At 61.1% G+C, this 23,839-nt stretch carries 20 protein-coding genes; 2 read left to right on the top strand and 18 right to left on the bottom strand.

Features of this window, described 5'->3' with window-relative positions:
* Positions 1 to 24 precede the first annotated feature (24 nt).
* The 18 genes from CNX70_RS13785 to CNX70_RS13710 all read right to left on the bottom strand — a co-directional run bounded on the left by CNX70_RS13785 (position 25) and on the right by CNX70_RS13710 (position 21,905).
* Positions 25 to 924 (bottom strand): DUF4123 domain-containing protein, encoded by a 900-nt coding sequence (locus CNX70_RS13785; RefSeq protein ID WP_244199149.1) that lies wholly within the window; start codon positions 922 to 924, stop codon positions 25 to 27.
* Positions 925 to 944: 20 nt separating this feature from the next.
* Complete coding sequence (locus tag CNX70_RS13780) at positions 945 to 3,746, bottom strand: type VI secretion system Vgr family protein (RefSeq protein WP_096235140.1); 2,802 nt, start codon at positions 3,744 to 3,746, stop codon at positions 945 to 947.
* 109 nt (positions 3,747 to 3,855) lie between these two features.
* Positions 3,856 to 4,914, bottom strand: coding sequence for a hypothetical protein (locus tag CNX70_RS13775; RefSeq protein ID WP_157751009.1), 1,059 nt, complete (start codon positions 4,912 to 4,914; stop codon positions 3,856 to 3,858).
* A gap of 289 nt (positions 4,915 to 5,203) precedes the next feature.
* Positions 5,204 to 5,470 carry a PAAR domain-containing protein gene (locus CNX70_RS13770; protein WP_096235138.1) on the bottom strand — a complete coding sequence of 89 codons (267 nt, stop codon included), beginning with the start codon at positions 5,468 to 5,470 and terminating at the stop codon, positions 5,204 to 5,206.
* Position 5,471: 1 nt separating this feature from the next.
* Entirely contained in the window at positions 5,472 to 7,589 is a 2,118-nt protein-coding gene (locus CNX70_RS13765; RefSeq protein WP_167389657.1) for a phospholipase effector Tle1 domain-containing protein, read from the bottom strand.
* A 1-nt stretch (position 7,590) separates the two neighbouring features.
* Positions 7,591 to 8,097, bottom strand: a complete 507-nt coding sequence (locus tag CNX70_RS28195; protein ID WP_157751008.1) for a hypothetical protein — start codon at positions 8,095 to 8,097, stop codon at positions 7,591 to 7,593.
* A gap of 308 nt (positions 8,098 to 8,405) precedes the next feature.
* A complete protein-coding gene (locus CNX70_RS13760) occupies positions 8,406 to 8,882 on the bottom strand; it encodes a hypothetical protein (RefSeq protein ID WP_096235136.1) in 477 nt (158 codons plus the stop codon).
* Positions 8,879 to 9,793, bottom strand: a complete 915-nt coding sequence (locus CNX70_RS13755) for a DUF4123 domain-containing protein (protein WP_157751007.1) — start codon at positions 9,791 to 9,793, stop codon at positions 8,879 to 8,881. The genes CNX70_RS13760 and CNX70_RS13755 overlap by 4 nt, the downstream gene beginning before the upstream one ends.
* A complete protein-coding gene (locus CNX70_RS28190; RefSeq protein WP_157751006.1) occupies positions 9,790 to 10,038 on the bottom strand; it encodes a hypothetical protein in 249 nt (82 codons plus the stop codon). The genes CNX70_RS13755 and CNX70_RS28190 overlap by 4 nt, the downstream gene beginning before the upstream one ends.
* A 37-nt stretch (positions 10,039 to 10,075) precedes the next feature.
* The gene (locus CNX70_RS13750; RefSeq protein ID WP_096235134.1) at positions 10,076 to 12,613 is read right to left on the bottom strand and encodes a type VI secretion system Vgr family protein; all 2,538 of its coding nucleotides are present in this window, start codon (positions 12,611 to 12,613) and stop codon (positions 10,076 to 10,078) included.
* A gap of 72 nt (positions 12,614 to 12,685) precedes the next feature.
* On the bottom strand, positions 12,686 to 15,373 hold the full coding sequence (gene tssH / locus CNX70_RS13745; protein ID WP_096235133.1) for a type VI secretion system ATPase TssH: 2,688 nt from the start codon (positions 15,371 to 15,373) through the stop codon (positions 12,686 to 12,688).
* Positions 15,374 to 15,419: 46 nt separating this feature from the next.
* Positions 15,420 to 16,514, bottom strand: a complete 1,095-nt coding sequence (gene tssG / locus CNX70_RS13740; RefSeq protein WP_096238446.1) for a type VI secretion system baseplate subunit TssG — start codon at positions 16,512 to 16,514, stop codon at positions 15,420 to 15,422.
* Positions 16,478 to 18,322 (bottom strand): type VI secretion system baseplate subunit TssF, encoded by a 1,845-nt coding sequence (gene tssF, locus CNX70_RS13735; RefSeq protein WP_096235132.1) that lies wholly within the window; start codon positions 18,320 to 18,322, stop codon positions 16,478 to 16,480. Before tssF ends, tssG begins: the two co-directional genes overlap by 37 nt.
* Before the next feature lie 2 nt (positions 18,323 to 18,324).
* Positions 18,325 to 18,813, bottom strand: coding sequence for a type VI secretion system baseplate subunit TssE (gene tssE / locus CNX70_RS13730; protein ID WP_096235131.1), 489 nt, complete (start codon positions 18,811 to 18,813; stop codon positions 18,325 to 18,327).
* Between the two features lie 146 nt (positions 18,814 to 18,959).
* Positions 18,960 to 19,451 carry an Hcp family type VI secretion system effector gene (locus tag CNX70_RS13725; protein WP_034752191.1) on the bottom strand — a complete coding sequence of 164 codons (492 nt, stop codon included), beginning with the start codon at positions 19,449 to 19,451 and terminating at the stop codon, positions 18,960 to 18,962.
* A 29-nt stretch (positions 19,452 to 19,480) separates the two neighbouring features.
* Positions 19,481 to 20,965: a type VI secretion system contractile sheath large subunit gene (gene tssC / locus CNX70_RS13720; protein WP_096235130.1), complete on the bottom strand. Its 1,485-nt coding sequence runs from the start codon at positions 20,963 to 20,965 to the stop codon at positions 19,481 to 19,483.
* A 4-nt stretch (positions 20,966 to 20,969) separates the two neighbouring features.
* Positions 20,970 to 21,479, bottom strand: coding sequence for a type VI secretion system contractile sheath small subunit (tssB, locus tag CNX70_RS13715; protein WP_096235129.1), 510 nt, complete (start codon positions 21,477 to 21,479; stop codon positions 20,970 to 20,972).
* 69 nt (positions 21,480 to 21,548) lie between these two features.
* Positions 21,549 to 21,905 (bottom strand): hypothetical protein, encoded by a 357-nt coding sequence (locus tag CNX70_RS13710; protein ID WP_244199148.1) that lies wholly within the window; start codon positions 21,903 to 21,905, stop codon positions 21,549 to 21,551.
* A 58-nt stretch (positions 21,906 to 21,963) separates the two neighbouring features.
* On the opposite strand from CNX70_RS13710, the gene CNX70_RS28540 reads away from it, so the two are divergent.
* Positions 21,964 to 22,140, top strand: a complete 177-nt coding sequence (locus tag CNX70_RS28540) for a hypothetical protein (RefSeq protein WP_167389585.1) — start codon at positions 21,964 to 21,966, stop codon at positions 22,138 to 22,140.
* Between the two features lie 350 nt (positions 22,141 to 22,490).
* Positions 22,491 to 23,837: a type VI secretion system baseplate subunit TssK gene (tssK, locus tag CNX70_RS13705; RefSeq protein WP_096235128.1), complete on the top strand. Its 1,347-nt coding sequence runs from the start codon at positions 22,491 to 22,493 to the stop codon at positions 23,835 to 23,837.
* The last annotated feature ends 2 nt before the right edge of the window (positions 23,838 to 23,839 follow it).

The following is a 23,839-nucleotide window of genomic DNA, read 5'->3' as shown; positions in this document are numbered from 1 at the left end:
CACAGTGCCAGTGCCGGGAACTGGTCAAGCTTCAACCTGTACACCCCATAAGGGTGGGCCGGCTTCCCATACGTCGTCGTGCAAGGCTTGCATGGCTTCATAAAAACTTTCGATAGAGGTGGGTGGGTCTTGCATCAGGGCGATGAAATCGGGGTGTTCAATGCCGGCGCCGGAGGTATACAGGGCCAGCAGCAGGTATTGCGTCTGGCGGTCCAGGTCGTCGATGCCGGCGGCCAGCGCGCGCTGCTGGTAGCGGGCGACGAATTCGTACAGCAGCCGGGGTGGGGTATCGTTGGTTTCGTCCGTGATCACGCGCCGCAAATGGCTGATCAGCGTATCGGCGTCGCCGGCATCGACCAGCATGCCGTATTGCGCATCGTCCAGGTGAATGAGCGGCGAGTCCATGAGCGCAGTGTCCGGCGCAGCGCCGGCAGTGTCGACCTCCAGCAGGACGGCAACGTCGCCAAAACGGTTGATGTACTGCAAGCTCAACAGTCCAGCCACGAACTGCTCGCGCTGTAGCGGCTCCAGGCAGGCCAGCCAGAACGGCAGGATGCGCGTGTCATACCAGCGCAGCATCATCTGCTGCTGGTCACTCAGGCCGACGGCGTGAAACTGGCGCAAATGCCGCGCCAGTTCGAGCAAGGGCCATGGACTTTCCATCCAGCTCAGGCAAGGCGCGCCATAACCGAGCTTTTCGGCCCAGTCGCAGACTTTTTCCAACATGGCCGGCGCAAGACCGGACAGCCGTATCAGCAGGGGCGCGATCTCCGGCAGGCTCGCTTCGTGGGTTTCCTCGAACAGCGACGCATACGGCACTTTCCAGCGCTGCAGCGTCAGGTGGCTGTTTTCGGCTTGCGCGCTGTCGAGCAGCAGATAAGGCAGGCGTTGCCGTTCAAGACTGGCCCGAACCCAGCCGTGCAATGCCGAAACGCTGTCGGGCCTCAACGCAGTACTCCCGCTGCGCCCTGTTGCATGGCGCTCAAAATGCAGTTTTTGCAGGTGCTCGACGGCAATGGCGGCATCACATACGGTGCGCGCGTGGGCCCGATAAAACTTTTCTTGCCCGCAAATACGGTAATCTTGCCCGGGCACTGGATGGTGATATTGCCACCCTCGATGGTGATGTTGGCGCCGCCTGCCGTCGACAAGCGAATGCTTTTTGCCGCCGCCCAGTCCACATGCGCGTTGGCACTGATGACATTCACCTCTTCGCGCGCCTGCACCTTGAGCACGTCGGCCTGCGCCTGCACGTCGATGGTGCCCTGGGCAGCAATCAGTTGCACCCCGGCATCGCCCTCCCCGGCCTTGACGGCGCCGCCCAGCACTCCGATGGCCTGGCCCGTGTGCAGGCGCCATTTACCGCCGCTGCTCCATTGCGTGTCCTGCCCGCTCATCAGGATGACGCTTTCGCCATTGGCCAGTTGCATGTCCTGCCCTGCGACAACGCCCAGTCCGGCCCTGCCGGCAATCGCGATGATGGCGTCTTTTGTGTGCGGTAACTGCTCATGCATGCCCGCCACGCTGGCCTGCATGGCTTTCAGGGGCGCCGCCTGCTCGTCGAGTTCGCTGGCATTGGGTGCGCTGGTGCCGATCTGGCTGGCGTAGGCTACTGTCTGGTGCGTCTTGGCGGCCTGGCTGAAGGTGTCGCCCAGCAGTACAGCCTGTTTCAACAATGCCATGCCACCGGCGTTGTCGCCGGCCGGCTCGCGTTGCGCGGCGTCGTGCCTGAGCACATAGCTGCTCACCAGCAAACCGGCCTTGGCGCGCACCACGCCATACGCATCGGTGCGCAGCTCGGCGCCGGCGCCGCGCAGGCTGCCCCGGTAATTATCGGCGCCGTGGATCAAGTGGCCCAGGTTCAGCTCGCTGGCCGCATGGCTGCTTTTCAGCTGGATGCGCCCCTGCTGGTCGGTATCGTCGAACAGCAGCTGGTTGTAGCCGGCCGCGCTGCCTGCCTTGCCGAACTCCTTGCTGCGGATGCCCCATTGCGCTGCTCCATTACGGTGTGCCGTGCTGGCGCCTGCGGCGCCATGCCACAGCGGACTGTTGCCGCCCGCCACATTGCCCTGGCCCGCGATGGCGTGGTCATGCGCAGGCTGGAACATGCCAGCATCGTGTTGGTCCCGCGCCATGCCGCCCGGAGTTGGTTTGGTACCACCCTCGCCCTGGCCGTTGTACAGGGCGCCGACGATGACGGGCCGGTCGATATCGTTTTCCAAAAACTGCACCAGCACTTCCTGACCGATGCGCGGCAAAAACTGGCTGCCCATGCCGCCGCCAGCGGCGCGCTGCGCCACCCTCACCCAGCAGCCGGCGTGCTGCTCCTGTTGCCAGTGGAAACGGATGCGCACCCGGCCCAGCTTGTCGCAATAGATTTCATCGGCGCCGCTGGCCACGTCATTGCCATCGGCGCCGACGACGATGGCGCTCTGGCTGCCCAGGGCTGTCGGCGTTGCATGCTGGCGCGCATCGTTGTCATCGTGTACCGGACGCCACGGAATCGCCGCACTGATCATGTCGATGCAGTTGGCGTAACCGCTGGCTTGCGCCTGGGCAATCGCGGCGGCGAAATCGGGAAACCCTGCGCCCCACTCTTGCACGGTTTCTTCCAGCAATTCCGCTATCGGCCCGAACAGTTCCGCCAGTCCTTCCAGCGCCGGCAGCGGCAGGTTGTTGACGCCGATGCTGGCCACGCGCAGCACGACATACTCAGGCGCGGCACCGTCAGCTGGCTGCAACGGTCCCTGCGTGAGGGTAAACCGCGTGCCGGCGCGCAGGGTACGCACAGTCGAGCGCGCTTGCCACAGCTGGGCGCGCGCCTCATGCGACTGCATCTGCAACCGGGCGTAGCGTGTTGCCTGCGCGCCATTCGCATACCAGTACTGGCCCGGCGTATCGTAGCTTTCCAGCAGCGGCGCATTCTTGCCCCCGATCACAATATTCGTCGGCATGCTGGCCGCGACCGCCTTCTTGGCCTTGTAATCGTAGCTGAGCACGCTACTCAGCCCGACATGCAGGCTGCGCCGCGCGTACAGCGCTTGCACGCTGTCGCCCGGCTCGCCGACGCGCGCGCCATGGAAGCGCAAGCCGCCGCCCTGCGTGCTGCTGGCGTCCTCTGGCGTGGCGCAAGCCTGGCTGCTGTCGGCAAAGACGATCATGGTCTGACCGTCAAACCGCCAGGCCAGCCCCTCTTCGGTCAGCAGGCGGCGCACGAAATCGAAATCCGATTCGCGGTACTGGCAACAATAGCTGCGTTCGCCCGCGTCCTGCATGAACGACGCCACCTCGTCGCTCCAGCGCCACAGTGCGTGCGGCGCGTAGGCCGAAAATACCGCGTCGACGATGGCCGTCACGGTTTTGTCTTGCCAGACGCGGCTGTTGCGCGTCTGCGTCAGCAGCCACAGCCAAGGCGTAATGCGCAGCCGGTAGCGCGCCAGGCCGCCATTGCTGCCCAGCATGGCGGCGGCGCTGATATAGCCGGAAAACTGGGTGCGCGTGCCATCCGCCAGACTGATATGCAGGCTGGCCGGCTGGCCCAGCAAGGAGGCCAGCGGCACATGCGCGCTGGTCGACAGGGCGATGATGTCGCGCGCGCCGATCGCCTGCAATTGCTCGTCGGCGGCAAAGGCTTCGACCAGCAAGCTGCTGTCCGCGCCCTCGCCGATGGTCAGTTCGTACAGCCGCGTGGCGCTCGTGAAAGCGGCCAGCGCATCAGCAATCTTGTCGGTTGAAGTGGATGACATGCGGTTCCCGTCAGTCGTTTGCCAAGTTTTACTTATTTGATAATTATTGTAGCGAGGAATGTCTATCGCAGGAGCGCGATTGAAACCATTGCATGTGCACCCTTGCCACTCAGGCTGGCATTACCACGACGCCAGCGCACTGTCCGCCTGTAGTGCCGAGCGCCAGCGCCGGTTTTTCACTGGCCAGTTCTACCGCCAGCGCAAGATGGACCAGATCCGCTGCGGCGCCGAAACTGCCTGCCGATTCCATGGGACTCAGCCGCTGTTCCAGCGGGTCAAGACCGGCCAGCACCTCCAGCATGGCGGCCACCACTGCCATGCTTGCCTGGGGGCGGTGATCGGCGTCGCTGACGACATGGGCGATATCGGCGGCGTCCATGCCCGACGCCACGAGCGCGGCGGACATCACGCTGCGCATGGTGGCGTGCGTCGCGGCACCCGGCATGGTGCTGACCGGTCCCAGTATTGCGGCATTCGCCCACATCTGCTCCGGCGCCTTGTCCGGATTCCACAGCACGATGCCGCCCGCGCCTTCGGCGGGAATGAAGCCCTGCGGCGCGCTGCTGGAAAACACTTGCCCCAGCGCCAGCGCAGGCGCGAGTTCCTCGGTGTCCAGCAAGCTGTCGGCGCCGACGATGATGGCGCAGGCAACGTCAGGCTGGCCAATGCCGTTCTGCAAGGCCGACAGCACGGTGAAAAGTTGGGCCTCGCCGCCAGCCATCGCCTGCAAGACATAGGGCATGTCACGCCACGCCGAATGCTGCCATGCCCGTGCAAAGATGGCGCCCTGCGCCGCGTCGCCGGATATCGCATCGGGCGCCAGCCAGTACACGCTCACCGGGCCATCTTCGCGGCGAACCAGGCTACCTTGCTGCGCATGCAGGTCGTCAAGGATGGCGGCGAGCAGGGTCATGACGCGCGGCGCACGCAGGCGCGTGCCGGCGACATGTCCCGTCGCAGCGAGATCGAGGGGATCGACGATACCCGCATGGGCCGGGTAGCCGGACGGGTGCAGGATGGCCTTGTCGGGCTTGAAGACCTGCTTGCGCGCCTTGCTGCCTTCGGCCGTTTCGGTCACGGCGCCATGCGGCGTCAACGCACTCCAGGCGCCGATCCGCAGCCTCACGACGGGAATGGGCGGCGCCGGCGCGACCTCTGGCGTTGGCATGGAGGCAGGCGCGCTTTTAGGCAAAGACGGCACCGATCCTGGGGCAGCAAGAAATTGCATGCCTGTCCAGCCCAAAAAGGCCAGCAGCACGGGCGGCGCGCAGAGCATCAATATCGCGCGTCCGCCTGACAAATCCAGGCGCGATGGCGCCACGCTTGCCAGCAGAACAATCCAGGCAAGGCCGACAATTGCCAGCACAAGTATCCACAAAACGATCCTGAACACCAGCCGGCGGCGCGGACGGTGTACCGGCGGTGCTTGTGGCAAAGAAATATCGCTCATAATGCGCCTACCCTATCGTGGCCACGGGCAGGCTGGCGATCAGTGTGCAGCCGCAAGCGCTTTTATGCCCATGCAGCGCCACCTTGCGCCCGCCGATACTGAAGAAGGCGCTGCCTTCGACGATGGGATTGCTGCCATGGCCAGGCAACGGGCAGGCGACCATGTCGCCCACCCTGGCGATGCCGATGCCGCGGATGGTATGCACGGGAGAGGCGCTTGCCACGACGCCGCCGTGGGTCGTCTTGTCGCCGAGCCGGATGATTGCGAGTGCCATGTCAGAATCCCAGCTGATTGCGCCGGAAGGCACTCCAGCCATCTTCGATCGCTTTTGCCTGCGCATCGACGCCGTCGCTGATCGCCTTGGCCGCCTTGCTGGCGCCGCTCTGTACCTTGCGTGCGGCCTCCGTGGCCATGTCCTGGGCCTGGCTGGCACCACTCTGCACTTTGCGCCCGGCTTCGACGGCCATGTCCTTGGCCTGGTTGACACCACTTTGCACCTTGCGTCCGGCCTGCGTCGCCAGCTCCTGGGTTGCGTCCACCACCTCGCCGGCCTTTTTCTGCACGGCCGTGGCGGCGTCGCTGACTTCTTTCTTGACGACATCAATCGACGTAATGACCATCTGCTGGCCGCGCTTTGCGGCAGCGATGACGACCTGCTTGCCGCTCTGATACACCTCCACCGTATAGGTGACGCCAGCACGCACGGTCTCGACGACAAATTTCTCACCCACCTTGTACGTATGCGTGGCCACCCGCTTGCCGCCTTCCCAAGTTTCCACTACCACGCCCTCGGCCCGGTGGTACACCTTGATCACGCCCTTCTTGATGGCGGTGACGGTATCGTCCAGCCAGTCCAAGCCTTGCGCCAGCACATTGCGCGATGATTCTGTCATGCCGCGCGGACGGAAATAGCTGAATGGTTCGATGCCGCCCATGAAGCCGGCCTTGGAATCATGCACCGCGGATTTGATGAAATTGAGTACGGAATCGGAAGCCGTCGCTTGCCAGGCATCGAGCCGCCACTTTTCCGGGCTTATGACCATACTGTACGTCCTGCCAATTACCTGCAGTGTTTCTGAGGAAACTCTTGGCGGGAATTGCGATAAGGCAAATTCTTTCACCTTGCCGATGTCCAGCAACAATTCGGCTTCCCGCGCAATGCCGGGATGACCTTTTTTGCTGTCGCCCTTCCTGCCTTCCGCTTCGATCAAGTCAGGCGTCTTGATTTTTCGCTTGGTCATCGTTCCCCAAGTAGAATACAGGGCTTTCATGTGAGCCGTGACAGCTTGTTCCACGGTGGCGGGAGCACCAATTGCTGCCATGTATTGCTTGTAAGACGCTTCAACCTCAGGCTTAAACTCAAAACGTTCTTCAAAAATTACCTTACTAGACTTATGGATATCGTCATAATCGACCAACCGTACACCGCTCTTTACTGCCTCGCGCATCATGTCGCGCATCGGAATACGCGCATAGCTATTCAAAATATTCTGGTTTTTCGGTTCGTACCCTCCCCCAACATCGGAATGGGCTCCCGGATACACTGTTTCAGTCCAACCAGACTTGAGCGCCCCATTCTTCCGGATCAGATCGACGGGAAACGAAAAACGCAACTCATGCGCCGCCACATAGTGTACGCAACGCTCGACGGCATGCGGTACGACCAGATTCTTTTCACTAAAGGGCGTATCGACGTTCAACGCTGGCAAGCCAAACGAGGCAACCGTATCGAACAATCCCATAAAGTTGAAGCGTATCGGTACTCCCTTGTAACGCAGCTGGCCATCTTTTCCAGTAGTGCATGCCTTCAGCATGTCGTTGCTGAAGGCCCTGGCCAATGCTGCGCCGCGTGAAAAACCAAAGATAGAAAGATTAATGATGGTAATCAGACCATGTGCCTCGATCGCGGCAGCGAGACCATTGATATTGGCCGGCTTCCCCTTTTCTCTATAGGCCTTTAATGGGATGTTCAGCTTGGCAGCGTTTTGCATAAGGACGAGGCGTAAACCCTCATCAACGTTCGTTTGTCCGAATTCGGTTCGGCGTGTTCCGCCAGCACCAAGCCCACGTCCAGCCGCTTCCGAATCTTCCACCCTCCTCAGCTTCTCGTCCATCCAGTCTGTCGCTGTACCATTAAAACGCGTCCCAACCCCAGCGATATAAATAGCGTAATTCGGAAAATTACCGCCCAGAAGAAATTGAGCCGACTGCCACAGCCGCGCCGGATTCGACCAACGCCGGAGGTCTTTATCCGCGTCTCTATTATTCCCAGTTCCATCAAAGTAGATACTGATATTTACAGTATCCGAGCAATTCTGTTTCGCACTGGGTTCTAAGCCGGCCACATCACGGTTGCATGCCCGAGCTGCAAGCACTTTATCTCCTTCGGCCATATTATTTCTTCCTGTTAGCAAGAATTTTTTGACCTCTGGCTGTTTGTTCTGGTATGGAATCCGCAAAGGTGAGCTCGACCGTATCATCGGGATAAAGATGTATACCGAGATAACGCGTTCCCGGCGATATCTGCTCCGGCGAAATAACGAGTTGGTTCTTTGGCGTCACCACCTCGCCATTGCGCGGAGTACCCTCTGGTCCATCCAATCTCCATCGCAATGTTTGAAGTCCAAATGGAATGTAAACATCGGTAATAGTGCCCGTGCGCCCGTACCTATTCATCACGCCCAAGCCGGTGCTGTTAAAAGAAATGTCAATAATGATTCGATCAATATAAGAAAACACTTCTACATGCAGCGCTGTTTCTTTTTGCATTTTTTTCTTTCCTTGTCCACAAGCCGCAAGCGGCATCATCAAACCCAAACCTATCAAGCCGATGGCACTCCGCCGACTTGATAGCAATAGTCGTGACCTATGAATAGCCAAATCTCGTTCGCTGCCTCTCATGATGTTTCTCCTTTATTCTGTGTGTGTGACCAAGTGTGCTGCTAGCTATCACTTCAACGCGGTCCCGTGCCGTTTTTCACCACAGCGATATCACGGCTGCAGGCGTGGATACCTACCGCCCTGTTTCATGTATCAGCTTGCCTAGGTAAGAGAACATCTCCACGTCAGCCAATTTCTTTCCGCAAGACATGACCGCAGTCCACCAGCGAGATTGCCAGCCCAGTGCAATCACCCTGGTGACGTGACGCCTGCTTCGCGGTGAAGGTGCCAATTTTTGAGTTGCCGCGTTCCTGCATCCTGCACCCATACTATTTCGTCCTGTCAGAACGAATTTTTTGGCCTCTGGCTGTTTGTTTTGGCAGGCCCTCAACAAACGTGAACTCGACCGTATCGTCGGGGTAAAGATGTATGCCAAGATAGCGCGTTCCTGGCGGTATCTGTTCCGGAGAAATCACCAACGGCCCCTTAGCGGTCACCACCTCGCCAATGCGCGGAGTACCCTCTGGCCCATCCAACTCCCAATGCAATGTCTGAACGCCGAACGGGATCTGGACACCAGCAATAGTTCCCGTAGCACCATACCAATTCATCACACCCAGAGGCGTACCGTTAAAAAAAATGTTGGTAATGACATGATCAATATAAGAGATAACTTCCACATTCAGCCATATCTCTTTCCTTACCGCTTGCCTGCACGCCGCCAGCGGCAGCAGCAAACCACACGCCATCAATCCGAGCGCCAGCCGCCGACCTTCCTTCGTTCGCCCCTGCTTCCAGATACTCATGGAAACTGGTCCATGGCAGCCTCAAAACTGATATCACCAGCCTTCACCTGCGCCAGCAGTGACGCAATGGCCGGGTTGGTCTGGAGCTTATCGCCGTAGATCAGCGCGGCGCAGATATAGTTAATAATGTCGCGCATGCCGAACAGCTTCAGTTTGCGCGCGGCCAACAGGTGTTTTTGCACGAGGCGGTAGTGCTGCGCGGGTGGAATATCCATCAACAGCTGCGGCTGGTTTTCCTGCAGCATCGACAAAAGATGGTCCGGCATGCCCGCTTCGACCAGCATGTCGACCTGTACTTGGGCCAGCTTGAGCGGCAAGGTCACAAGGTGGGGCGGCAGGCCGTTGTCATTTTCGCCTGGCAGCACCTGCTGGGGATGGCCTTCGCGGTCCCAGTACCACCATGCCTGTATGCCCTGCAGCAGGCGCTCGCGCTGGGAAACGGTCAGCGCCGGCACGCCTACGTGCAAAGTCAGGTCGCTTTTCTGTCCCATCAGGGTGCCCAGGATGGCCGGGTCCCAGAAAGCTAAAATCATGTCGGTGCCGTCCGGCAGCAGTATCTCGGTAAACGCCGCCAGGCTTTCCCACAGCGTGTCGAAATCATCAGTACTTGCCAGCAGCGTAAGGCTGGCGGGATGGCTGGCGGCGCCTTGTGCGATATCCGGCCACGCTTCGATATCGGCAGCCAGTGGCGACAACGCCACCAGATGGGGCGCGTACGCTTCCGTGTCGGACCCGAGCGCCGCTGGCAGCAGGCACTTGCTGCGCATGCTGATCTGCTCCTTTTCAAAGCGCGCCAGCAGCGTGCCGTCCTGCGCCTGGTCGACTATGGCATAACAGCTCAGTTCACGATTGTCGAGCGCACTTGCCAGGTTTGCTTCGAAGGTAGCCTTATCCAGAGGTAAAAATTTCATCGTTGAGGTCCTGTGTTGACGAAGGCGGAGCGCTGTTTTGCGCGCTTTTGCAGGCATTCCTTGCAGACTTCCTGCTGCCGTATTGCCCCACTCGCTGCGGCCGCCTTTTTCGTGGTCTTATTTTTTTGTCCGAAAGCCGCAAGCGGCATCATCAAACCCAGGCCTATCAAGCCCAGCACACTGCGCCGGCCTGACAGCAGTGGCTGTAATGACTTGCCGGGCAGATCTCGTTTGTCGTGCCTCATGATGTTCTATCCTTTATGTATTCCAGCAATGAAAATGTCATCGTTGCGATCCTTTGTTGACGAAGGCGGTACGCTGTTTTGCGCGTTTTTTCAGGCATTCCAGGCAGACTTCCTTGGGCAGCACCGGCAGCGCATACGGCATGGTCTTGGGCCCGGGCATGGAGAAGTCGGCGTTATGGCTGATGCGCTGACCGCTCGTCATGTCCGTAATGCCCGCGCCGTTGATCCTGATGGCCGAGCCATCGGCGCCGATAATGATCTCCTTCTTGGCGAAAATTTCGATGCGGTCGGTCGCTGACAGCAGGCGCAATACTTTTTCGGCGATGATGTCGATGTCGCCGCCGTGGGCCTGGATCTCCACCTTTCCTTTCGCGGCGAACAGCTTGATGCCCGCGTTGTAGGCAAACAGGCTGATCTTCTCCTTGACGCTGGCGATCAGGCTCTTGCCGACGGCAAGGTTGGTATCCTCGCCCGAAGACATGGTGACCTGCTCGCCGCTGTGCAGGTGCGTGCTCTTCGGCGTGGCGAGGCCTATGCCTGCCGGCGACGCCGCCAGCAGCACCGGCTCGGCGAAGCGGTTGGCGCCCTGCTGGCCGGCGCCGTCGTATTGCGCCTGGGTCGCGTCAATGAATTGCTGGAACGCCTGCTGGCCCGGCAGCGCCTCGGCGCTGGACTTTTCCGCCACGTCCGACAGGTTTTGCGCCAGCTCGTGCGCCTGCGTCAGCTGATCGTATGCCTCGCGCACGTCGAGCTGGGAGCCGCGCCCGCCGGGCCGGCCATAAGTGCTGATGTACAGTCCCTTTTGCGTGGTGATGGCGCCATACGCATCCGAATTGAGGGCGAAGCCGGAACCGAAAAAGCCGTCGCGCTGATTGCCCTGCTGCCCCACCAGATAGCCCAGGTTGAGCTGCGCATGGGTATTGCTGCTGTACAGCTGCACCCGGTTCTGCTCGGTGTTATCGTCCATCACCAGCTGATTGAAGCCGGCGCCCTTGTATTCTTTCGATTTGTAGCCCGACACGCGCCCATCGGTATGCCACTGCGGCGCTTGCTCGCCGTTGTAAATGCGGCCTGTGATGATGGGCCGGTCAACGTCGCCGTCGAGGAAGGTGATGATCACTTCCTGACCGACGCGCGGCACATGCACGGCGCCATATCCCTCGCCGGCATTCGGATAGCTGACGCGCACCCAGCACGAGGCCTTTTCATCGCCGGGATTGAGGCGGTCCCAGTGAAAGCGCACCTTCACGCGGTTCAGCGTATCGGTATGGATTTCCTCGCCGGCCGGGCCGACCACGGTGGCCGTTTGCGGATGCATGGCCGGCTTGGCGTGCACGAAGGCACTGCGGTATTCCACGCTGCGGCGCTGCACTTCGAAGCGGTTGAAGCAGTGGCCGGTGCGCTCATCGCCAACGCCGGGCGGGGTGAGGTCGGCGCGGTTCAAGCCCGCCTCTTCCTTGAACTGCAGCAGCCGGCCTTTCAGGCTGCCCGAAAAATCCTGTTGCATGCTTGAGAGCGGCAGGTTGTTTTCGATCGCCCATTCCACGCCCAGCACGATGAACTGGCGCTCTTCGGCCGCCTCTTCGGCGTGGGCCGGATGGTCGAGCAGCGTAAACCAGCACCCCACCGGCAGCCTGCGCACGCCCGAGGAGCCAAAAAACCGCTTGATGCGCGATTCCCACTCCTGCACCCGGATGCGCGCTTGTTCCGCGCCGTGCTCGGTGTCGGCGCTGCTGTAGGCGCCCGTATATTCGTAGACCTCGAGCTGCGACGGAATACTGCCGTGCCCGGGCAATATCTGCACGGCGCTCTGGTGATTGCTGCGCGGCGCTTTGTAGTCGTAGGTGCGGGTCGCCAGCTGGCTGTTCGACAGCGTGCGGGCGCCCCCCCACTGGACGATCTTGTTCAGTTCATCGGTGGTATCGGCGCGGTGAAAGGCAATCTGCTCGGGCTGCAGCGGCTTGAGCGATTGCACCGAATCGGTAATGATCCACTGGTGACCGCTGCCATCGCCCGCCTGTTCGACATAGCCGTACCAGCCTTCGCTTTCCAGCATGCGCATGACGAATTGCCAGTCCGTCTCGTACTGCGTGCAATACGAGCGCTGGCGCACCGCCTGGTTCAGGTCGAACCTGAACTTGCCTTGGCATTGCGGATGTGCGCCCAGCACGTCGGCGATAATGTCGTCGGCGCCCTTGTTCTGCCAGATGCGCGCATCCTTGCGGAACTTGAGGAAATGCAGGCAGCTGGCAAAAGCGATCTGGTAGGCCGACAGTTGCCCATCGCTGCCCAGCTTCCTGGCCGTATGCACATAACCGTGAATGGGGCTGTAGCTGGCGTCGGCCTGCAATACCCACAAGGTCACTTCCTGAGCGATCAGCTGCTTGAGTTCCAGCGCATCGTCGAGCGACAGCAGATCGACGACATAGTCGTATCCCTGGCTCACGCGGTCGACCGCATGGACGCGCTGCGCCAGCAAGGCGTCGGCGCCCAGCGGCGTGTCCAGCTTGAGCAGCCGGGCGTGCTGTCCGATCCCTGCAAACAGATTGTCTGTTCCCTGCTCCGGATTAGCCATGCATGTCCATTTCAATTCCCTTGAGTGACGCTGCTCCTGCCGACGCAGCCATGTTGCTTCGAGTGCGCATGCTTACTTGATCGTGTACTTGAACTGCCCCTGCTTGCTGGCGCTGACCTTGATTTTCGTGATCGCGGCGCCTTCGGCCATTTTGGCCAGTACCGACTCGGCGATCTCGGGCAGCACGGTGCCGTTGAGGATATTGTCAACATTGCGCGCGCCCGAATCGACTTCGGTGCAGCGCGCCAGCACGGCCTCGACCAGCGCCTCGTCGTGGCTGAATTCGGCCTTGTGATTGGCCGCGATGCGCTGGGCGATCTTGCCCAGTTTCAGGCCGATGATATTGACCAGCACATCGTCCGAGATCGGATAGAACGGGATCACTTTCAAGCGCCCCAGGAAGGCCGGCTTGAAGGTCTTCACCAGTTGCGGGCGGATCTTTTCCTCCAGCTGTTCCGGCGTCGGCAGGTCTGGCGCCGCCACATTCAGGCAGGCCTGCATCAGGATGCTCGAACCGACGTTCGAGGTCAGGATGATGATGGTATTTTTAAAGTCGATCTCGCGCCCTTCCGCATCTTCCATCACGCCCTTGTCGAAGACCTGGAAGAACAGTTCGAGCACGTCCGGGTGGGCTTTTTCCACTTCGTCGAGCAGCACCACGCTGTACGGATTGCGCCGCACCGCCTCGGTCAGCACCCCGCCTTCGCCGTAGCCGACATAGCCTGGCGGCGAGCCTTTCAGGCCCGACACGCTGTGCGCTTCCTGGTATTCGCTCATGTTGATGGTGATCAGCTTGCGTTCGCCGCCATACAGCACGTCGGCCAGCGCCAGCGCCGTTTCCGTTTTGCCTACGCCGGACGGGCCGACGAACAGGAACACGCCCTTCGGCTTGTTCGGGTCGTCCAGGTTGGCGCGCGAGGTGCGCACGCGCTGCGCCACCGCCTCGATCGCATGCGACTGGCCCAGCACGCGCTCTTCCAGCATGTCCTTCAGTTTGAGCACTGTGCGGATTTCATCCTTGACCATTTTGCCCAGCGGGATGCCGGTCCAGCCAGCGACGATTTCCGCCACCACGTGGCCGTCCACCTGCACCGGCACCATCGGCGTTTCGCCCTGCAGCGCGCGCAAGTCCTTCAGCAAGGCCTGCAGGTCGCCGACCTGGCTGGCGTCCGCTTTCGTGCCTGCCTGGCCTGCGTCGGCGCTTTCCAGCTCCTGGCGCGCCGCCCTGACCTTCCCGGTCAGTGTCTTTTCGTTTTCCCAGCGCGCGGCCAGCGCCGCATGCTCGCTGGCGGCGGTGCTGCGCTGCGCACGCAAGTCCTTCAGGCGCACCGGGTGGTTCCCGCCGCTCTTTTCCTCGCGCTCGAGCGTCGCGACTTCGGCGTCGATGCGGTCGAGCTTTTTGACCAGGTTTTCCAGCAGGGCCGGCGTCGCGTTCTGGCCCAGCGCCACCTTGGCGCAGGCGGTATCGAGCACGCTGATGGCCTTGTCGGGCAGCTGGCGGCCCATGATGTAACGATGCGACAGCCGTACCGCTTCGGTGATGGCTTCGTCGTAGATGCGCACATTGAAATGCTTTTCCATCAGCGGCGCCATGCCGCGCAACATGGCGCAGGCCAGTTCCTCGCTCGGCTCCTCGATCTTGACGACCTGGAAGCGGCGCGCCAGCGCGGCGTCCTTTTCAAAATATTTCTTGTACTCGCCCCAGGTGGTGGCGGCGATCGTGCGCAGCTCGCCGCGCGCCAAGGCCGGTTTGAGCAGGTTGGCTGCATCGTTCTGGCCGGCCGTGCCGCCGGCACCGATCATGGTGTGCGCTTCGTCGATGAACAGGATGATGGCGTGCGGGCTTTTCTTGACTTCGTCGATGACGTTTTTCAGGCGGTTCTCGAACTCGCCCTTGACGCTGGCGCCGGCCTGCAGCAGGCCCATGTCCAGCGTATGGATCTCGACGCCCTTCAACACATCGGGCACGTCGTCCTGCGCGATGCGCAGCGCCAGCCCTTCGACCACGGCCGTCTTGCCCACGCCCGCCTCGCCAGTCAGGATGGGATTATTCTGGCGCCGGCGCATCAGGATATCGATCGCCTGGCGTATCTCGGCATCTCGGCCGATCACCGGGTCGACCTTGCCGTCGCGCGCGCGCGCCGTCAGGTTGGTGGTGAACTGGTCCAGCGCCGGGGTTTTCGATGCGGCCGCGCGCCCTTCGAGTTCGCCGACGGGGTCTCCGCCTCCCTCGCCGCCCTCCCCGGCCTCGCCATCGGAAGCCGGGGCGCCTGCTGCCTCCTGCGAGCCTTGCGTGATCTTGTCGAGATTGTGCTTCAGGTCGTCCAGCTTGAACTTGTTGAACAGCTTCGAGCCGCGGTAGGCCAGCTGCACCAGCTCCGGGTCGGTCAGCAGCGCCTGCAGCAGATGGGCGCTGCGGATGCTGGACTGGCGGCCGTCCTGCACATCGAGCGAGGCGATCAGCCAGGCGTTTTCAAACAACTTCGGCAGCCTGGGCGAAAACACGGGGGTGCGCGCATTGCCGGTCTGCAGGCGTGCCACTTCGGCCTGCAGGTCCGCTTCGAGCATGCTGGCGCTGATACCGCTGTGGCGGGCGATCAGCGCAAAATCGCTGGCCGGCTGTTCCAGCAGGGCCAGAAACAGGTGTTCCAGGTCGACCTCGTATTGTCCGAGGCCGACGCAGATGCCGGCGGCGCGGGTGGCGGCGGTGCGGCTGGTGTCATTGAGCTTGCTGATCAGCGTCTTGAGGTTGATGCTCATGGGGCAAAGTTCCTTGTGTGGAAACGGATAAAAAAGAGAAGAAGATTCATGCCAGCGTATGCAGTTCATAGCGCACGTCGCCACGGTCCTGCGCGGCGCCGGCTGTGATCAGGAAACTGTCCCAGCCCAGCCGCCCGCCGCTGCGCGGCTGCTCCAGCGTGACGCCATGGACATCGTCGGCGCGCAACACCAGCTGCACTTCGTATTCGAGGCACAGGCCAGTAAACATGGTGAGCATTTTTTCCAGCGCGCGCGCCGCCGCGCCGCCCGGCAGAAAGGCGTCAAAATGGATGCGCGCCAGCGGGCCGACCACCAGCCGCATGCGCAAGTCGCGCTGCCAGACGCGCGCGCCGACCAGCGCGGTCGAACCCAGCATGGCATTCATGCCGCCCAGGCTGCTTTGCTGGTCGCGCGGCACGTCGTACCAGCAGCCGACAAACTGGGTCACCTTGATGGGCTGGCCGAAATACGCGGATAATACCTGGCCGATCGCCACCGCCGATGGCGGCCGGTGCCGCATGGCGGCCGCAAAAAAACCCACCGACTCGTCGAGGACGCCATCGCCATCGTCGTACAGGCGCTGGCGCAGCGACGTATGGCCCAGGCCCGCCAGCGACAGCAGCAGCGGCAGGAACTTGTCCCTGCCATCGAGCTGGTATTTGAGTTCCAGGCGGTACTTGCGCCACGCTTCGTAGAACAGCGCCAGCGCGCGGCTGGAAAAAGTGTCGAGAAAGGCGCGCGGTCCTTCGTCCTTTTCGTACAGCTGGTGCGCGGCGATGCGTTCGGTGTAATGGGCCGGCAGCGCGCCGGCCACGCCGAGAAAGCCCATGAAGGCAGGCGTGATGCGGACGTATTTCAGTTCGCCGCACCGCACGGCCTCACCCAGCGCGCGCATGTCGGCCGCCAGGGCGCCCAGCTCGCGCGGTTCCGCCTGCACCGCTTCAAGCTGGCTGGGCGCGAAATTGAGCGACACCGAATTTTGAAAGCGCAGGTAGTTGGCCACCGCGCCCTCGCGCGCCATACCGTTGCGGGCCAGCCAGAGTTCAAGCATGCGCACCGCCTGGAAGTACTGGAAGCGATAAGGCTCGGCGAACAGGCGCTCGATTACACTAGGCTCAAATCGCCGCTGCGTGGTTTGCATCGCAACAACTCCTCTCCCGATTTTTTCGACAGCACCACCAGTTGCGTGAAACTGTTGGCATGCACGTACAGGCCGAGAAAACACTCGACGATATGGGCAAACGCATGGATGCCGCTGCCGACAAAGGCTTCCTCATCGAGCGTCAGCCGCACTTCGAGGCCGCGCACCAGGCAGGCGAATGGATTGCCGGGCAGCCAGGCGTTGGCCGCCTTGTGGTCGATCGCCGCAATGCCGCTGATCTGCCGTTGCGAGGTCGCCGATCGGGGCAAGTCATACAGGGTCAGCATTTCCTGGAATGCTTCCAGCCCGCTGCCCGACAGCGACAGATGGTTCAGCGACAGGTGCGAGATCAGGCGCCAGTGCGCGCCGCGACCCCGCTCGAAGCGGTGCGATTCGGTCGGCTTGCGCAGGAAGTTGATGCTGCGCACGCTCGATCCGCCTTCCAGGAACAGGTCGCCGCCGCGCAGGCCATAGGTAAGCTGCGCTGGCAGGTCGCGGTTGGTACAACTCAGTTCCAGGCTCAGGGTATCGGTTTCAATCGCGGCAGGATCGAAATCGATGTCGACGATGGAAATCTCGGTCTCGTAGCCGGGACTTTTTTCGCTGATGGCATCATCGCGCCGCATCACCCAGTAATGGCCATCCTTGGCGGGCATCTGGCCGTGGCGCAGCGAATAGAACGGGCGAAATTCGGTGATCGACTCCCCTTGCGGCGTCTGGCGCACCAGCTTGACCGACTCGATGGCCTGCACCTCGAAGGCGTAGGCGCGGCGCGCATCGGCGAGCACCGGATAGCTGGCGGCCGTGTGCGTCAGCCGGATCGGCTCGCCGCGCAGGCGGAACAGGTTGACCACCGGCGTGCAGCCCAGCAGCAGGTTATTCGTCGACATGGTGCCCAGCATGCGCGCCGTATTCGAATCGGTGCGCAGCCCGGCCAGGGCCAGGTGCAAGGTGATGCGCCGGCAACCGGACGGCAGCGGCGCACACAGCGCGGCCAAGTCGATGTCGAAAAAATTGAATTTTTCGGGAAAGCAGAAGTATTCGGTCAGCAGCCGGTAGGCCGGATGCGACCGGGCCGAAAACGGGATCAGCGCATCGTCCTCGGCATAGCCGGCGGTGCTGACAGGGATCTGCGCCAGCGCGCTCCAGCGTCCGCTGTCGTCCGCTTCCACATAGGCCTTGAGAGTGCGCATGAACAGCGCGTCGCGCAGCGCAGCGCAAAACGAAGGCTCGCCGTCGATGAACACGCGCAGCTTTTGGACACCCAGTTGCGCCAGACTGATCTGATCGGCGGTCGCTTCGATGACGATGCTGACGCTGGAGGTGGCGTTTGGCGGCAGTTGCACCTGCTCGGGCGCGTCGATGATGGCGGCAAACGCCGCATGCGTCAGCGCCAGCGGCGCCACGGTGACCGGATACGCGGTGCGGAAGGTGCACGCGACACCCTTCACGGGGCGTGTCGCCAGTTCGGTGCCGCGCGCAATCTCGGTGGCGGCCGTCAGCTGCGCCGCCGCGCCGCTGTAGTCGAGGCGCGCGATCGAGCACGAAGGAAACGGCCGCAGGTAATGCGGATACAGTACCTCGAACAGCGCTTCGGTGAATTCCGGGTAATCGTCATCGAGGCGTTTCGAAATGCGCGAATTGAGCAGCGCGAAGGACTGGATCATGCGCTCGATATGCGGGTCTTCGCAGACTTCGCCGCCGATCAGCAGTCGTCCCGCAATCTTGGGGTAGCGTTCGGAAAACTCGCGCGAATAGCGGCGCAGGAAACCCAGTTCACGTTCGTAATACGGCAATAAGTCTTCCAAGTTCAGGCTCCTTGCGCCGTACGGCGCGCCTTGCTGATCGTGTAATGCAAGCTTGACGGCTGCAGGATGGCGTCGAAGTTGACGGGTTCCTGGGCCGAGTGCACCACCAATAGCGCCGTGATGGCGAAATTGAGACGGTTGATCGAGCCTTCCTGGATTTCCAGCGAAGCGCGCACGCTGCGCAGGCGCGGCTCATGGCGCGCGATGGCTTTTTCCAGGCACTGGCAGATATACGCGCGGTCGTCGGAACTCGACAAGCTCAGGCCGGCGAAATCATTGAGGCCGTAGGTGACAATCGAGCGGCCGCATTCGGGAAATTTTTTCAGCAGCGCTTCCGGTATCACGGTGCGCGTGTTGAGCAGCGCCTCCAAGTCGCGCGCCACGGTGTCTTTCAAATCTTCCAGCGACAAGCGCGAGACGGTGCTAGTGGAAGCGCCCTGGACAGGCGTGTCCATCAGGCGGTCGAACAATCCCGGCGTAAAACCCTTCATCGGTATCCTGTCGTTGGCAGTAGGAAGGAACAAAAGGGCGGCCTGCGGCGGCCCTTTGACTCAGCAGAATCAGTCACGCAGGCACAAGCCGGAGTCACCGTCGGCGGCTAGCCGGAACGGCCTCATCCGGCAAGGGCCGTTGTCGATCAAATCGTCTTGTTGGCCGACAGATCCCAACCGCCAGAGGTATTGCCGCCGGAGCCGCCACCGACTTTTTGCTGCGTGTATTTCCACTTGACCTTGGAATACTTGATCGACACGTTTTCGCCGAGGATGTCGCCAGCCGCGACGGACGGCGCCACGCTGCTGATCAGCACGTTTTCCAGCTCGATCTCGAAGTACTTGATGCGCTCGCCCTGGCCGTCAGCGCGCAGGAATTCGAACTTGGCTTTCGGGATCGTTTTACCGGATGAGCAATTTTGCAGCAGCAGCGGCGTGGCGAGGTCGGCCAGCTTGGCGACCACGATATCCTTGTGCTCGGTACGTTCAGCCGTATGGCCGCCGCCGGTCGAGGCGGTGGCGGACTTCGGCTGCAGCACTTCCCACTGAACCGACTTGCATTCGATCCAATCTTTGTGGGAGGTGTCGGTGGATTCGCCTTTGATACCATCAATTTGCAAGTAAACGTCGATTGCCATGTCATTCCTTTCGGTTGTTTATGAAAAAATCAGGATTTGGTCGATTGCGGCAGCTCCGCGACCAAACGGAGTGAAACGGACAGCTCATCGAGCTGGAAATGGGGACGCAGGAAGGAAATGGCGCGGTAGACGCCCGGACGGCCAGGCACTTCCGACACCTGCACCGATGCTTCGCGCAGTGGAAACTGGGCCTTTTGCTCCTGGCTGGCGTTATCGTCGAGCAGCACGTATTGCATAAGCCAGCGGTTGAGGAAATCTTCGACGTTGGACGCGGCGGCAAAGCTGCCGATCTTGTCGCGCATCATCGCCTTCATGTAATGGGCGATGCGCGAAACGGCAAAGATGTATTGCAGCTGCGACGACAGCACCGCATTCGCATTCGCGGAATCGGTGTTGTACTTCTTGGCCTTCTGCGCCGACTGGGCGCCGAAGAACGCCGCGTAATCGGTGTTTTTGCAATGCACCAGCGAAATGAAGCCGAGGTCGCTCAGCTCTTTTTCGCGCCGGTCGGTAATCGCAATCTCGGTCGGGCATTTCAGCGCCACTTCGCCTTCGTCGGTCTTGAATGTATGGGTCGGCAAATCTTCGACCAGGCCGCCGCCTTCCACGCCGCGAATCGCCGCGCACCAGCCGTAGTCGTCGAAGGCCGCCGTCAGCCTGGCGCCGAAGGCATAGGCGGCATTGCACCACAGGTATTTCTGGTGGTCGGTGCCATCGACATCCTCGACGAAGTTGAAGCCGTCGACGGTGGCGCCGTCGGCCGGGTTGAACGGCAGCCGCCCCAGGTAGCGCGGCAGCGTGAGGCCGACGTAGCGCGCATCTTCCGATTCGCGGAACGACTTCCACTTCGCGTATTCGACCGTGTCGAACACCTTGGCCAGGTCGCGCGGCTTGCCGAGGTCGGCATAGCTTTCGAGGCCGAACAGCTCGGGCGATGCGGCCGAAATGAAGGGCGCGTGGGCTGCAGCGGCCACATGCGACATCTGTTCGAGGAAATACATGTCTTCGGGCTGGCGCGTAAATTCGAAATCGCCCAGCAGCGCGCCGAATGGAGCGCCGCCGAAAGTGCCGAACTCTTCTTCATACACTTTCTTGAACATGGTCGACTGGTCGAACTCCAGCGCGCTCTGGAAATCGCGCACCAGCTCGCGCTTGGTGGCGTTGAGCAGCTTGATCTTCAGGTTGGTGCCGGTGGGCGTGTTGTCAACCAGGTGATGCAGACCGGTCCAGCTGCTTTCCAGCTTCTGGAATTCGGGCGCATGCATGATGACGCTGAGCTGGCGCGAAATGAGCCTGTCCAGCTCGGCAACGCGCGCATCGATAGTGGCCGCCAGGTTGTCCGACACCACCACGGTGCCTTCCATTACCTGGCTGACCAGTTCTGAAATCAGGTCCTTGGCGCGTGCATGCTCGACGCTGGATTTGGCAACCTTGCTTTGTTCGACGATTTGGTCGAGCAAGCCGATATCGGTGGTCGCGGCGGCGCCGGACGCGGGGGTCAGTTGAGCGGACATGGGATCAGTCTTTCTTGGCGGTGGATTGCTGTTCCAGCTGGGCCAGCTTTTCCGTGCTGTTGAGCACATCGTTGAGGATATCTTCCAGTTTGTCGTTGCCGGCCAGCTTGTTGCGCAGGTCGGCCAACTTGGTGCGCGCGTCGAGCAGACGGCGCAGCGGCGCCACCTGTTCCACCACCGCCTCGGGGCGGAAGTCATTGAGCGACTTGAAGCGCAGGTCGACGCGCATCTGGCCGCCTTCATTGCTGAGCTCGTTGGCTACGCCAAACGCGGCGCGCGGCTCGACACCCTTGAGCACCTCGTCGAAATTGTCGCGGTCAATGCCGATGAACTTACGGTCCTTCAGCCGTTTTTGCTCGACTTCGGAATTGCCGCCGAAGTCGCCCACGACGCCCATCACGAAGGGCAGTTCCTTGTTTTCAATCGCATCGCCGATTTCCACGTCATACGTCATCTGCACGCGTGGCGGCCGGACCTTTTGCAGGCGTTTTTGAACACTTTCTTTTTTTGACATGACACATCCCTTCACGAGTAATGGGCGGCATCCGCGATGCCCCTGGTAGATCGCCTTACTGCCTCAGTTTCACTTCAAGCCATCGAAGGGATTGGCACTGCTGTCGGCAGTCTTGCTCTGTCCCTTGCGCTGCGAACGCACTGGCGGCTTGTCGCCGCGCGCCTGCGCTGCGGCCGGCGTTGGTACCAGTACGGTTTCGCCCAGGCTTTCGCGTAACAGCTTGGCCAGATCCTGCGATTCGGTGCGCAGCGGGCCGGACAGATTGTTCTGGCGGCTCAGGTCGGCCAATGCACGTGTCGACAGGCGCAATCCGCTGATCGCAATGACGCTGTTGGCCAGCTTGTCGGCGGGGTCGCGCACCAGCACTTCCTGGGCATTGATGATGGCGTCGCCGTACTGGCCCGCCTCATAGCGGGTTTGCGCCATGCGAGCCCATGGATTCTTATCGGCTGGAAATTCGACAGCGGCTTGTTTCCACAAACCCATGGCCGCTTCGTTGTTGCCCGAACTTGTTGCCTGGGTCGCCTTTGCCATCAGCTCGTCGAGCGAGGGCGGCGGCGGCGGCGGCTTGACCGCAGGTGCGGTGCTACAGGCACTGAGCGTCAATGCGCAGGCAACCGCGGCAAAAAAATGGAATGTGAATTGGCGAGACATGGTCTGATTTCCCTCAAAAAAAGATGACGCGGTCATTAAAAAACTTGCAATTTATAGTTGCCAAATTCTTATTTTTTCGAGATTAACACGGATTTAATATTGACTCCGTTCAATAGAAAATACGCGAAAACTCACTTTTCAATCGTCCGCAAAGCCAGTCGCCATGCGGGAAACGTACCGTACGCACCTTTCTTCCAGATAATGTTAATGTTGTTGCAGTTGCGAAAAAAGCACATAATTTCTTATTGCAAAGATTGAATGATCGGCCGCTCCGGCAAGTTGCCGATCGCGCTGCAAAAGAGCCCGGGAGCGGCAGCGTTCTCCGCGCTTTTACTTCCTCGGGAAAAAGGGCAATCGATGAGCATTACAAGCAAATTGTTATGGGGTGAAGGCCTGTTTCTGCGCCCCCAGCACTTCCAGCAGCAAGACCAGTACCATGAACATCGCCTGCACGAAAGCATCAAGGCGCTGCATCCCTACGCGTGGGGTGTCAACCACCTGCAGCTCGACCGCGATGCGCTGAGCAATAACACCCTGCGGCTGCTGGAACTGTCGCTGGTGTTCCAGGACGGCGAAATCTACAACGCTCCCGGCGCCGATGAATTGCCCGAGGCCCTGGACCTGAGCAAGCTGCTGCAATCACAGCAAACCGTCACGTTTTATGCCGCCCTGCCCGCATTCAAGCATTTCGGCGGCAACTTTGCCGCGCCCGACCAGCCCAACAGCGCAGCGCGCTACGGTCAGTCCAACCTGGAAACGCCCGACCTGTACACCCATGCAGCGCAGGCCGAACTGGCCTATCTGCAAAAATCGCTGCGCCTGGTGGCCGAATCGGAACCGCGCGATTCCTACGTGAATTTTCCCTTGCTGCGCCTGCGGCGCCTGTCGACCGGCGGCTTCGAGCCGGACCCGTCGTTCGTGCCGCCGAGCCTGTCGATCCGCAGCGCCCCGCTGCTGTTTCTGCAACTGCGCCGCCTGATCGATGCGCTGCAGGCAAAGGTAAACGCCCTGTACGGCCACCACCGCGAGCCGAGCAAGAATGTGATCGAATTTCGCTCCGGCGACATGTCCTCGTTCTGGCTGCTGCACACGGCCAGTTCGGCCTTCGCCTCGCTCAGTCATTATTTCCATCATCCGGCGCTGCACCCGGAGCGCCTGTACGAAGCGCTGCTGGCCCTGGCCGGCGCGCTGATGACGTTTTCGAAAACCCATGCGCTGGCCGACCTGCCGGCCTACCAGCACACCGATCCGGGACCATCGTTCGCGCGCTTGCACGCGATCATCCGCGAACTGCTCGACACGGTGATCTCTTCAAAATATTTCGCCATCGCGTTGACCGAAGTCAAGCCGTCTTACCATCACGGCAAGCTCGATTCGGGCAAGATCGACGACAAGACCGCGTTTTACCTGGGCGTCTCGGCCGACCTGCCGGGCGTGGAACTGGTGGACGTGGTGCCGCTGCGCTTCAAGATCGGCGCGCCCGACGATGTGGAAAAATTCGTGCTGTCAGCCCTGCCCGGCGTGCGCCTGCAGCACACGCCGCAAGTGCCGGCCGCCGTGCCGGTGCGGCCCGATACGTATTACTTCACCATCGAAGCGAAGGGCCAGATGTACGATCGCATGCTGCAGGCCCAGTCGATCTCGATCTACGTCCCATCCGGCATGCGGGATCTGAAACTTGAACTTGTCGCCATCACTTCCTGAAG

This window comes from Janthinobacterium svalbardense, assembly GCF_002327145.1.
Lineage (GTDB): Bacteria > Pseudomonadota > Gammaproteobacteria > Burkholderiales > Burkholderiaceae_D > Janthinobacterium > Janthinobacterium tructae.
The sequence above is the reverse complement of the archived record's forward strand: the minus strand, read 5'-3'. Positions and strand labels throughout refer to the sequence as shown.